Source organism: Ochrobactrum sp. MYb379 (assembly GCF_037479515.1).
In the GTDB taxonomy this organism is placed as follows: Bacteria; Pseudomonadota; Alphaproteobacteria; order Rhizobiales; family Rhizobiaceae; genus Brucella.
In genome coordinates this window covers 1-11,721 of the sequence record NZ_JBBGYW010000013.1, presented here as the reverse complement: position 1 = coordinate 11,721, position 11,721 = coordinate 1, and the positions used below count along the sequence as shown (strand labels likewise).

Below are 11,721 nucleotides of genomic sequence, written 5' to 3'. Positions count from 1 at the left end.
ATGACGATAGTGAGCGAGAGCCAGTTCAGCGGTGTCACGATGGGCATCGATTTTGGCACGACAAACACTGTCCTGTCGCTGGCTTCCCCCGATGGTTCGACGGCAGTGCTGAGCGTGCCGAAAGATGGCGTTGATGTCACCGGCTATCGCTCGATTCTCTGCTTCTGGCAGGATCGCGAAACCGGCGAACGCATCTCGGAAAGCGGTCCATGGGCAATGGATGCCTTTGTGAATGCCCCGCATTCAACGCGTATGCTGCAATCGTTTAAGACATTTGCAGCCCAGAAATCTTTCACCGATACGCCGGTGTTCGGCAAGCGCTTCAAGTTTGAAGATATTCTTGAGACATTCCTTCAATCGGTCGCAGCACGTCTTGGTGATCGACTGCCGCCAAAGGGCAATCGTGTTGTCATTGGGCGTCCGGTTATCTTTGCGGGTGCCACGCCCGATGAAGCGCTCGCAATGGAACGCTATGAAAAGGCATTTCGCGCCTTTGGCTTCACCGATATTCATTATGTCTATGAGCCAGTGGCTGCCGCTTATTTCTATGCGCAGGAACTGAAAAGCGAATCGACCGTTCTGGTGGCCGATTTTGGCGGCGGTACGAGCGACTTTTCGATTGTACGCTTTGAGGTTGGCGCAGATGGCTTGAGCTTCACACCGCTTAGCCAGACGGGTCTCGGCATCGCAGGCGATACTTTCGATTATCGTATCATCGACAATGCCGTGTCGCCGCTGCTTGGCAAGAATGGCGAATATAAATCCTTCGGCAAGCGACTACCGATCCCGCGCCATTACTATGCGAACTTCGCACGCTGGAACACGCTGTTCCTGATGAACTCACCAGCCACCATTCGGGCGCTGACTGATCTTGCCAAGAATGCTGTTGACCCGGAGCCGCTGGAGCATTTTATCAATCTGATCGAGAATGATTACGGCTATGAGGTTTATCGTGCCGTATCAAATCTCAAGGTGCGCCTATCATCGGAACGCATATCCGAGCTGCATTTCAAGGCGGATGATTTCGAGATTCGCTCGGAGGTTACACGTAACGACTTCGACAATTGGATTGCCGATGACGTGGCCAATATTGAACGCTCGGTCGAGCAGGCGGTTGAAAATGCCGGACTGACATTTGATGGCATCGACCGCGTGTTCCTGACGGGCGGCACGTCTTTTGTACCGGCCATTCGTACCGCGTTCGAAAAGCGTTTCCCTGACGCGATGGTCACAAGTTCTAACCAGTTTGATTCCATTGCCAATGGTCTGGCACTGATTGGTCAGAGCGCGGACATTGAACGCTGGGCGGTTAAAGCCGCTTAAGGTATAATGGTAATGGGGGTGCCATTTGGCACCTTCGACCAGATTTCGCGCATTTCAGCATTGGTCACACCAATGCAGCCATCGGTCCAGTCCCAGAGATGATGCAGAGGCGCAAGCAGGCCCCAGCCATTTGGCAGGCCATGGATCATGATATTGCCGCCGGGTTCGTACCCTGCGGCATCGGCGGCATTCTGGTCGTCCGTATTTGGATAGGAAACATGCAGGCTCAGATGTGCCATTGAGCGTGGATTGCGCCAGTCGATGACATAACTGCCTTCCGGCGTTTTCTGATCACCCTCGCGTGCCTTGTGCCCGCCATCGCCATTGCCGCCGAGCGTAATGCGATAGGTGCCGATGACCTCATCGCCGCGCAGCAGCGTCATGCGGCGCTCACCCTTATAGACTTTGATACTATCTGCTTGCTGTTCAGCAGGCGCTGCCTGCGGTGGCTCGCCAGAGCCAATCCGCGCCATGACTTTGGTATAGCCGAACAGAGCAACCGCGATAACGACGACGGTGAAAAGCACTTTTTTGATCATATCGCCTGCTTATTTCTGCTCTGAGGCCTGTTGAAGGCAGTCTGTAATACTTGATTCACATACCGGCGTCCGGGCGCGGCTCTCTGGGGTGTCGCGCCAATGCTTATAGGTGATCCAGAATTCGACATCCTTATAGGCATAGGTTTTGGCTTTCTTCCCATTGCGGCTTTTATTAAGAGCCTCCGGTGTGATCACCATATGCTGCGCAAGCCGTTTGAACACCCACGGCTTGTCGCCCTTTTTATGCTCGAACACTTCCAGATGATAATAAGGATCACTGTGTGCTGCGTCAGGTTGTTGATGAACCACCGCCCAGCGTGTGAGCTTCGGCGTGTCCCTTAAAATGAGCGTGTGTGGGACGTTTTCAGCGTAAAGATTTGACGAGGTGAAAGGGACGAGCATCAACCCTGCCGCCAGTGCTTTAATGATCTTTATGCTAAACATTATAAATACCCTAAAAATTTTATCTGCTTCATTGGGTGTCGCCTTTATACATTAGCTATTGTGACGGCTAAAAAAGCAAACAAAAACAAACCTCCTGAAACGATGTTAATTCAAAATTAATCAATATTTTCAAAGGGTAAACAAAATACCGTTAACGTTCCATCAAGGTTAATAAGCCATTATCGCACATAGTTAAGTAATCGTTGCGAGTGGAGTTTGCGGTGCGTTTTGGTTCCATACGAGCGCTGTTTGGCCGGTCAAAGGCCGCTGCCGAACCGGTATGGCACTATCCGGTGAAGGGCTATTGCCCTGAGGATGGTCGCTATTACGCCGTTCGCGCCAAGCCGCGTCATGTCGTGCGCAAACCCCATCGTCTGGTGCCGCTTGTGCTGGCTGCCATCACTTATCTCTTCAATTCCAATGCAATTGCTTTTCAGGATATGGCGAGCTTAGTGCCAGCCGCAGATATTGCCGGTCATCGCTGGACAGCTTTTGTTGCAAAAGCACCGGTTGGTTCGCTGCATCAGGCGGAAATGCCTTTTGTCGATGCGACGACTGTAACAGGCAGCATTTCAGCGACGGGCATAGAAGTTCCGGGCATTGGACGTGTTGCGCTTTCAGGTGGCCAGAAGACTGCCAAGCTAGGCGTCGATGATCCCAATCCGGACGAGAATCGCATCAATCGCGCTGATAAGACGGGTCGTCTTGTCTCTGTGAAGCCGAAAGCGCCAGCGCGGTCGTTTAATGCCGGTAGCATGTTTGAGAAAATCAGCATGATCACGGCACCGCGCGAAAAGATCGATGCGCGCATGGCTTTCTCCAAGTCCAGTGTTGAGGGCAAGGAGGTTGCAATCGCGATGGCGTTTCATGCGGTCAAACCGCCCAAACCCAAGCCCGACATGCCGGTGCAATTGGCAAAACTCATCAACAATGATCAGCCCGACGTTCTCGCGTTGGGCTATGCGCCGTCTAAGCCCGATTACGGCAAAACATCTCCCTTTGAGAGCATCCTGACACCGGAAGCTGACAGCGGCCGTTTTGTGCCACCTATCAGCGATCAGGACCACGCCTGGGCAGCGACGCCGCTACCGGCAGAATCATTTGGCACCAAAGAGCAGAAGTGCCTTGCTGAAGCAGTCTACTATGAAGCGCGCGGCGAAAACGTCAAAGGGCAGGTGGCTGTCGCACAGGTCGTTCTGAACCGTGTACGCAACCCGGCCTATCCGGGCACGATTTGCGGCGTTGTCTATCAGAACCAGAATTGGCTTAATGCGTGCCAGTTTTCCTTTGCCTGTGACGGTCAGAAGCATCGCGTCACCGAGATGCCGCAATGGCGTCTGGCGCAGCAGGTTGCAAAGACCGTGACCGATGGCCGGATATGGTTGCCAGAAGTCGGTTCTTCCACCCATTATCACGCAACCTATGTCAGCCCGTTCTGGGCGCCGACCATGAAGAAGATGACAAAGATCGGTCTGCATGTGTTTTACCGTACCTATGGCGGCGGCTGGAGCTGATAAGGCTTTGAGTCAATGTGATCACTTTCAGACACATTTATTTGTCCGAAACCGCGCTTGAAACGCGTGCACAATGATGAATCTATGTGCCGACCTTCGCCCAATTCGGTTCCAATTTTTGGGCCGAAATGCTGACTGATCTGCCACTTTGAGCGGAAAATGAGTCGCACCAATAGCTAAGCTATTGTCTTTTCAGGATAAAAAACCTTTTGGAGCAAGTGCTTCATTGCCTTGACTAGCGTGCGGTGTGTCAATATGTTGCGCGCAACTTGGAAATGGGCTTTTAACGCCCGCATTTCTTGCAAAAAGGAGCTGCCAATGACGAGCGGCACTGAGTCGGGGAAAACACCCGGTGAGCGCAAGAATGTGGACTCAAAAACTGTTTCCGGGGGGCTGGATCAGCGTTTGAATCGCCTTGAGGCCGAATTGGCTAAAAAAGGTTTGTTCAAGCAGCCGGCTTCCGAGGATGAGCGGTCAGAAACATCCAGTTCTGTCGCGCAAGCCATGAAACTCTCCAGTGAGTTTATCGCTGGAATTATCGTTGGCGCGCTGATTGGTTGGGCTCTTGATCGCTACGCAGGGACTTCGCCGTGGGGGTTAATCATCTTTCTCCTTCTCGGCTTCGGTGCTGGCACCCTCAACGTGCTCCGTTCTGCAGGTTATGTCGCCGATCAAGGCAACATTAAGTCTAGCGTGGAAAAGAGCGATAAGGAATAAGTCTTCGCGGACATCACGAAAATGTTCGCGTATAGACCTTAAGACAAGCGAACCTTTGGTTCGTGACTAAAACGCCCCAAGCGGACCATCGGTCCGTGACTGAAACGCCTTAGGGCAGGAACGACAGACGAGGTTAAGTTGGCCAACGATCCGATCCATCAGTTCCAGGTTTCCCGGTTGATTCCTATCGACGTCGGTGGTTTGGACCTGTCGTTCACCAATGTTTCGGCCTTTATGGTCGCAACCGTGGTGCTTGCGTCAGGCTTTCTTTATTTCACGTCTTCGAGCCGTGGCCTCATCCCAAGCCGCCTTCAGTCGGTTTCTGAAATGGCCTATGAATTTGTGGCGTCCAGCCTCAGAGATTCAGCTGGTTCAAAGGGTATGAAATTCTTCCCCTTTGTGTTCTCGCTGTTCATGTTCATTTTGGTTGCAAATTTTATCGGTCTGTTTCCTTATTTCTACACGATCACCAGCCAGATCATCGTAACATTTGCGCTGTCGCTGCTCGTTATCGGAACAGTCATCATTTACGGTTTCTACAAGCATGGCATTGGCTTCCTGAAGCTTTTCGTGCCAAGCGGCGTGCCAGGCATTATTGTGCCACTGGTTGTTGCCATTGAAATCATTTCGTTCCTCTCGCGCCCAATCAGCCTTTCTGTTCGTCTTTTTGCGAACATGCTGGCCGGTCACATCACGCTCAAGGTTTTCGCAGGCTTCGTTGTCTCGCTGAGCTCGCTTGGTGCACTGGGTGTTGGCGGCGCTATCCTGCCTCTCATTATGACGGTCGCGATTACCGCGCTTGAGTTCCTGGTTGCATTCCTCCAGGCCTACGTCTTTACCGTCCTTACCTGCATGTACATCAACGACGCAGTACATCCGGGTCACTAAAGCATGTTGCGGAAAAGTGGTTTACCGGTTTTCCGACAGCAACATGCGTTATGAAAAAATTTAAAGCGCTTTGCATCAAGACTATAAGTAAGGCGCTTTGAGGTTCTAGCCGGCGGGTTTCCGCCAGAACAGAAATCCGCACTAATTTACAATCCAGAAGGAGCTTTAACATGGAAGCGGAAGCAGCAAAGTACATCGGCGCCGGTCTCGCGTGTTTCGGTATGGCCGGTACGGCTCTCGGCCTCGGCAACATTTTCGGTAGCTATCTCTCGGGCGCTCTGCGTAACCCATCCGCTGCTGACAGCCAGTTCGGCCGTCTGGTATTCGGTTTCGCTGTGACGGAAGCTCTGGGCATCTTCTCGCTGCTCATCGCGCTTCTGCTCCTCTTCGCTGTTTAATAAACAGTCGCAAGAAACTGGCCTGCCGCGATCTGTATCTTGAAATGCAGCGCGGCTGGCCTTTGCATATGAAGTCTGAGTGAGCGTATTCCGTTTTTCCCGGCTCTTCTGCCCGGAAAAGAATATGCTGGATTAAAGGGGAAATCTGGATGTTCGTGTCCACGGCGTTTGCCCAAACCGCCACCGAATCGCAACCGGCACCAGCTGCTGGCGAGCACGGCGCAGCCGATGCTGTGCACACCGAAACCGGGGTCGCGCACGATGCCGGACACGGCAGCGGCGTATTCCCGCCGTTTGATTCCACCCATTATGCATCGCAGCTTCTGTGGCTCGCGATCACTTTCGGTCTTTTCTATCTGTTCCTGTCACGCGTGGTTCTGCCGCGTATCGGCGGCGTGATCGAAAACCGTCGTGACCGTATCGCACAGGATCTCGAGCAGGCTGCACGCCTCAAGCAGGATGCAGACAACGCTATTGCTGCTTACGAGCAGGAACTTGCTTCTGCCCGCACAAAGGCTGCTTCGATTGCTGAAGCTGCGCGCGAAAAGGGCAAAGGCGAAGCAGATGCTGAACGTGCTGTTGCTGAAGCCGCACTCGAAGGCAAGCTTGCTGAAGCTGAAGAACGTATCGCCGCAATCAAGGCTAAGGCCATGAGCGATGTCGGTACGCTCGCTGAAGAAACCACGTCTGCGATTGTTGAACAGCTTCTGGGAACCAAGGCCGATAAGGCTGACGTGACCGCAGCCGTTAAAACCGCAAACGCCTGAGGAGACGAAAATGGATTCAACATTTTGGGCATTTATTGCTCTTCTTCTCTTCATAGCACTGATTGTTTACCTCAAGGTTCCGGGCATGATCGGTCGCTCGCTCGATGAGCGCGCCGAAAATATCAAGAAGGAACTGGAAGAAGCCCGCACCCTGCGCGAAGAGGCCCAGCAGCTTCTTGCTGAATATCATCGCAAGCGTAAGGAAGCGGAAAAAGAAGCTGGCGACATCGTCGCCGCTGCTGAACGCGAAGCAAAGGCTCTTCTTGAAGACGCCAAACAGGCGACCGAAGAATACGTTATTCGTCGTAACAAGCTTGCTGAGCAGAAGATTGCAACCGCTGAAACCGATGCAATCAACGCAGTCCGCGCTTCGGCTGTTGATCTGGCTATCGCCGCCGCTGGCAAAATTGTTGCCGACAAGGTTGATGCCAAGGTTGCAAACACCCTGTTCAAGGATGCACTCGGTCAGGTTAAGACCAACCTGAACTAAGTTCAGTTGCTATCGAATTTTGGAAACGCCGCCTCAAAAGGGCGGCGTTTTTGTTGTGTCTGCAATCTATTTTTAATAAGAGATTTTAGCCCTATGCGTCGGGATACGCATTGAGCATCTGTTGAGAAGTTTGTGCGGTCTTTATCAATCCGGTCCAGAAGGCCAGTGGTCTTCTTGCGGCTGTCAATGAAAATGGGAGCACTCTGGACGCACTACGCGTTTGAAGATGCGGTTTACTTCTGCGGGGCCTGTTTTGCTTATTCTTGACGACCGTATCTGGTCCGATTTCTCGTGTACGACACGACCGGGCATCATCTTCCTTCTTGGCCTAGGTTCACTGGCTGTCATTGTCCCTTTGGCATTGTTGAAGGACAAACTCCTGGCCCGTCAATATCCGGTTCAGCAAGGTGTTGTGCCGCAACCGATATGGATTGGTTCGAAGATAGCTTATTGGTCGGTTGGATGTGTGGTGGCTCTGGTTTTCGCCGCGATGGCGGTGATTACTTCGCTCTCTCCGAACCTCACGCATCTCATGACGGATGGGCGGTTTCTCATCGAAAAGGGCTGCTTCCAATTGCGGCCATACGAAACGAGGATTGATCTGGCGTCAGCCAACTACGTTCATCAATACAGTGAGCGAAGGAAAGCGCTACGCGGGACGCTTCTATTCATGCAGGATGACAAGAAGATCAGTATCAATCTCAATACGGTTTATAAGGACGCTATTCTGGCGCAAATAGCACCCAATGCCATGCGCGTATTCGCACGCCGACATGATGCCTTGGGATATACATTGCATCCATCAGTACGGGCATTACTAAACGACTGAGCCGGAAGTTTCGTGGCCTCAATTCGCTATGAGAATGTGCGCCCTTTGATAGGGGCAAATGTATAGCGATGAATGCCCGGAACAGGGCCAGCTGTCTCGATAGCATTGCGATGCTTGAGCGTTCCGTAACCGGCATGAACTTCGAAGCCGTAGGCATGATGCACCACTCCGGCGCGGTCCATCATGCGGTCTCGTGTGACTTTCGCCACAATGGATGCGGCTGCAATCGAAATCGAGCGCTGATCGCCTTTCACCAGTGCCGAGCCGGGGCAGGATAGGCCCTGTGGAATATCGCGTCCGTCGATCAATGCATAATCTGGGCTAAGCGTCAGTCCCATAAACGAGCGGCGCATGGCTTCAAGTGCTGCTTTGCGAATGTCGCTTTCGTCAATGCTGCGCGCACTCAGGCTTGCAACGGAAACGCACACCGCTTTAGCCAAAATAACATCATAAAGCGCATCGCGCTTAGCAGCTTTCAGCCGCTTGGAGTCATCAAGTCCCTCTGGAAGATCGTCGGGATCAAGTACAACGGTTGCTGCAACAACCGGGCCTGCGAGTGGTCCACGGCCAGCTTCGTCAATGCCAGCAATATGCTTTAGCCCCCGCGCCAGATATTTCGTCTCTTCCGAGAAGTCTGGAGCAAGTGGAATTTCAAAGAGGCGCGGAGAATCAGAAATTAAGCGTTTCATTTGGCGGAAATGTTCGCACTGCTTCTGATTCTCCGCAAGGTCCCTGCCGAGGATATTGGCGTAAAAGCAGGGGCCTTCCGTCCGAAAAAATCAGACGGGGATGGAACGCACAACTGACAACTCATGCACACGTGAAGTCTAGCGTATCATCTGGACCAGAACGCTGAAATATCGCGTTCTGATATCCAGAATTTAGAAAAGCGAAAGCTGCTTCCCACCTTTTTCGACAGGTTCAAACAGGTCTGTACGCAAGGGAATGCGCTTGGAATTGAAGCCGAGCTTGCGCGCGCTAATTTCGAAGCGGCGCCCGATCTGCCATGCATAAGGGCCAGTACCGCGCATGCGCTTGCCCCATTCGGCATCATAATCCTTGCCGTCGCGCATGGAGCGTACAAGCGACATCACATGGCGATAACGGTCGGGATAATTGCGCAACAACCAGTCCTTGAATAACGGCGCGACTTCCAGCGGCAGACGCAGCAATACATAGCCTGCCTCACGCGCACCTTGAGCGTAAGCAGCATCCAGGATGCGCTCAATCTCATGATCATTGATGCCGGGAATAATCGGTCCCATCATCACACTGGTTGGAATGCCAGCTTCTGTAAGTTTGCGAATAGCTTGAAGGCGCAGTGTCGGCGTTGAAGCACGCGGCTCCATGGTGCGCGCAAGAGTGGCGTCCACAGTTGTGACGGACAAGGCAACCTTAGCCAGACCTTTTTCAGCCATGCGGCTCAAAATATCGATGTCACGCACGACCAAAGCTGATTTGGTAACAATGCCAACCGGATGATTGGCGGCTTCCAGCACTTCAAGAATCTCGCGCATGATGCGCCATTTTTTCTCGATTGGCTGATAAGGATCTGTGTTGGTGCCGATAGCAATCGTCTTTGGTTGATAACCGGCTTTGGCCAGCTCACGCTCAAGCAGACGCGGAGCATCGGGCTTGGCAAAAAGCTTTGCTTCAAAATCAAGGCCAGCAGACAAGCCCATATAGCTGTGTGTCGGACGTGCGAAGCAATAGATACAGCCATGTTCGCAACCGCGATAAGGATTGATCGAACGGTCGAAACTGATGTCGGGTGAATCATTGCGCGTTATAATCGTGCGCGGCTTTTCAACCTGCACGTCGGTCTTGAAAGCGGGCAAATCTTCGAGCGTTTCCCAGCCATCATCAAATTCATGGCGTGTGGTGGGTTCAAAGCGTCCGGTTGGATTGATACCAGCGCCGCGCCCGCGTCTGCGGGAGTGATCAATGCGCAGGCCAGCTTCACTGACAAGCGCATTGGCGTGATCTGCACGTCCTGCTCCGAATGCTGCCTGATCTGCCTGCTGGATGATTTCCATAACCGACTCTTTCGTTTTCTACATTCATCCTATCGCAGAGAATAGAACAAAGCAAGAACACAAAATCTTGAGCCGATATAATAAAACACCGACGTGATGCTCACGCCGGTGTCTGGGGCCTTATATTAGTAGCGTGGCTGCTTCTTTGGTAGATGGCCCTGATTATGGCCAGGCTTGCCCGAGCCACCGGGTCCAACCGGACGGACCTCATGTGGTTTGCTTGGGCCACCCGGACGACCGGGGCGGTTTGCGTGCGGCCTATCAGGACGACCCGGGCGATGTGTCGCCGGAGGCTTTCCGGGACGATGATGGCCATTGTTCCAATGCGGCGGCCGTGGCGGTGGCGGACGATGCCAGCCGTGTTTGTTGGAGCTCAGAATTGCCGCTGCAATCAGGGGGATACCGATAGCAACTGCCGCAGTTCCAAAATTATTGGAGTTTCTGGCCGATCCCTGTGAGAAGGCCAGATAATTGGAGGATGCCCATCCGAGGCGACCACCGTAATCGACCTGACACCAGTTATAGCCAGTCGTGCAGCCAAGCACGTCAATGCCTGCACCATTTGGAATCGCACCAATGACCGGATAGCTCGTACCCGGACCCGTGCGCACGTTCAGATTGGTTGTCGCTATAGCATTCGCGGCCTGTGCAACAGGTGCTGCAAGCATTGCCGTTGCCAGAACAATCGATGTAAGAGCTACCCGCATCAGCTCACTCCGCAAAACATGGGGTTCATAACAGAATCGACTAAATCACTTTGCTTGCTGATTTCATATGTTATTTTTGGCTTATAATTAATATTAAAGAACAGAATGAATATTCGTGTTGCGCTGCTTTAGTAGGCAGTGAACTGTGATATAGAAAATAATGCTTTCTGTTCTGCTCGTCACAAATAATTCTGAAAAAGCTTTGGCGCATACACTGGCCGGGTTGGTGCCAGCTGTTGTTGATGGGCTTTTGCGCCGCGTTGTTGTCGTCGATCAAGGCTCGACAGATGATACAAAGCTTGTAGCAGAAGGCGCGGGTTGCGCGCTTTATGATGAAGGAAGTTTATCTCAAGCATTCCAGGCATTGCGAACATACTGGTTGCTGATCTTACAGCCCGGAGCAACATTGCCGGATGACTGGATTGACGCGGTGGGCCGCCATTTGGCAGCGAGCAATTCTGCTGCACGCTTTACATTGCCGTATGAAGCACGCTTCGGACTGCTTGGAAGGCTGTTTACATGCAAGCCCTCTTTAGACGCGGGATTGCTGGTGAAGGCCGACACGCTCAAGCTGGTGCCTTCGAGGGTGGACGAGCTTGGAGATTTGCCGCGCCAGTTAAAACCTGTGCGACTATCGCCAGTCATTACACTTCCAAATACAACAAAAGGCGGAGCCTGATTGGCTTCGCCTTTTTGTGCAGTCCTACCGGCTGGTGCCGATATTAGTTCTGAAAGCTTGAAGGCGATGCGTCGCCAAAACGATGAGCTGAGCCATCCTGATAGACCTTCTGGCCGATAGAAGCGGTAGCCGTGTTATCAACCTGCTGCGAAGCAACTGGTGTGCGGTCATTGGCATAAAGATCGGCAGGAGTGCCAACATTTGGGTTTTCAGCGAAGGCAGCACCGGCGCTAAGAGCAACGGCTACGGCAGCGAGAGCAAACTTCTTCATTTTTCTATTCCTTTTTTAATCGCCCTTTGGATGGCATCAGTGCTTCCGGGGCACCGGAGTGGCATCAATGCCATCCACCGGGGAGATAACTGGGATTGCCTTTTGGATTAGTCCGTCAG

15 protein-coding genes are annotated in these 11,721 nt (G+C 52.6%); 9 read left to right on the top strand and 6 right to left on the bottom strand.

The genetic code is table 11. The features are described from left to right. Window positions 1–1,323, top strand: a complete 1,323-nt coding sequence (locus WH356_RS18715; RefSeq protein ID WP_339513501.1) for an Hsp70 family protein — start codon at window positions 1–3, stop codon at window positions 1,321–1,323. Here WH356_RS18715 and WH356_RS18710 read toward each other — a convergent pair. After that, a complete protein-coding gene (locus tag WH356_RS18710) occupies window positions 1,320–1,862 on the bottom strand; it encodes a L,D-transpeptidase family protein (protein ID WP_339513499.1) in 543 nt (180 codons plus the stop codon). The genes WH356_RS18715 and WH356_RS18710 overlap by 4 nt on opposite strands. Before the next feature lie 9 nt (window positions 1,863–1,871). Next, window positions 1,872–2,306, bottom strand: a complete 435-nt coding sequence (locus tag WH356_RS18705; RefSeq protein ID WP_339513498.1) for a DUF5086 family protein — start codon at window positions 2,304–2,306, stop codon at window positions 1,872–1,874. A 221-nt stretch (window positions 2,307–2,527) separates the two neighbouring features. On the opposite strand from WH356_RS18705, the gene WH356_RS18700 reads away from it, so the two are divergent. The 7 genes from WH356_RS18700 (at window position 2,528) to WH356_RS18670 (ending at window position 7,909) form a co-directional block, all read left to right on the top strand. Beyond that, window positions 2,528–3,820: a cell wall hydrolase gene (locus tag WH356_RS18700; protein ID WP_339513497.1), complete on the top strand. Its 1,293-nt coding sequence runs from the start codon at window positions 2,528–2,530 to the stop codon at window positions 3,818–3,820. Between the two features lie 318 nt (window positions 3,821–4,138). Continuing rightward, on the top strand, window positions 4,139–4,537 hold the full coding sequence (locus tag WH356_RS18695) for an AtpZ/AtpI family protein (RefSeq protein WP_339513496.1): 399 nt from the start codon (window positions 4,139–4,141) through the stop codon (window positions 4,535–4,537). 138 nt (window positions 4,538–4,675) lie between these two features. Then, window positions 4,676–5,425 (top strand): F0F1 ATP synthase subunit A, encoded by a 750-nt coding sequence (locus WH356_RS18690; protein WP_134152933.1) that lies wholly within the window; start codon window positions 4,676–4,678, stop codon window positions 5,423–5,425. A 170-nt stretch (window positions 5,426–5,595) separates the two neighbouring features. After that, complete coding sequence (locus WH356_RS18685; protein ID WP_007632966.1) at window positions 5,596–5,823, top strand: F0F1 ATP synthase subunit C; 228 nt, start codon at window positions 5,596–5,598, stop codon at window positions 5,821–5,823. Window positions 5,824–5,972: 149 nt separating this feature from the next. Continuing rightward, window positions 5,973–6,590, top strand: coding sequence for a F0F1 ATP synthase subunit B (locus tag WH356_RS18680; protein ID WP_339513492.1), 618 nt, complete (start codon window positions 5,973–5,975; stop codon window positions 6,588–6,590). Window positions 6,591–6,600: 10 nt separating this feature from the next. Further along, window positions 6,601–7,080 carry a F0F1 ATP synthase subunit B gene (locus WH356_RS18675; RefSeq protein WP_339513490.1) on the top strand — a complete coding sequence of 160 codons (480 nt, stop codon included), beginning with the start codon at window positions 6,601–6,603 and terminating at the stop codon, window positions 7,078–7,080. Between the two features lie 253 nt (window positions 7,081–7,333). Further along, window positions 7,334–7,909 (top strand): hypothetical protein, encoded by a 576-nt coding sequence (locus tag WH356_RS18670; protein ID WP_339513488.1) that lies wholly within the window; start codon window positions 7,334–7,336, stop codon window positions 7,907–7,909. Between the two features lie 26 nt (window positions 7,910–7,935). Here WH356_RS18670 and WH356_RS18665 read toward each other — a convergent pair whose 3' ends face one another. The 3 genes from WH356_RS18665 to WH356_RS18655 all read right to left on the bottom strand — a co-directional run bounded on the left by WH356_RS18665 (window position 7,936) and on the right by WH356_RS18655 (window position 10,652). Beyond that, the gene (locus tag WH356_RS18665) at window positions 7,936–8,598 is read right to left on the bottom strand and encodes a ribonuclease HII (RefSeq protein ID WP_339513486.1); all 663 of its coding nucleotides are present in this window, start codon (window positions 8,596–8,598) and stop codon (window positions 7,936–7,938) included. A gap of 192 nt (window positions 8,599–8,790) precedes the next feature. Next, window positions 8,791–9,945, bottom strand: coding sequence for a PA0069 family radical SAM protein (locus tag WH356_RS18660; protein ID WP_339513484.1), 1,155 nt, complete (start codon window positions 9,943–9,945; stop codon window positions 8,791–8,793). Between the two features lie 125 nt (window positions 9,946–10,070). Beyond that, window positions 10,071–10,652 carry an SH3 domain-containing protein gene (locus WH356_RS18655; RefSeq protein ID WP_339513482.1) on the bottom strand — a complete coding sequence of 194 codons (582 nt, stop codon included), beginning with the start codon at window positions 10,650–10,652 and terminating at the stop codon, window positions 10,071–10,073. Window positions 10,653–10,812: 160 nt separating this feature from the next. On the opposite strand from WH356_RS18655, the gene WH356_RS18650 reads away from it, so the two are divergent. Beyond that, complete coding sequence (locus WH356_RS18650) at window positions 10,813–11,331, top strand: glycosyl transferase (protein WP_339513480.1); 519 nt, start codon at window positions 10,813–10,815, stop codon at window positions 11,329–11,331. A gap of 43 nt (window positions 11,332–11,374) precedes the next feature. On the opposite strand, the gene WH356_RS18645 is transcribed toward WH356_RS18650, so the two are convergent. After that, window positions 11,375–11,602, bottom strand: coding sequence for a hypothetical protein (locus WH356_RS18645; RefSeq protein WP_339513478.1), 228 nt, complete (start codon window positions 11,600–11,602; stop codon window positions 11,375–11,377). Between the last annotated feature and the right edge of the window lie 119 nt (window positions 11,603–11,721).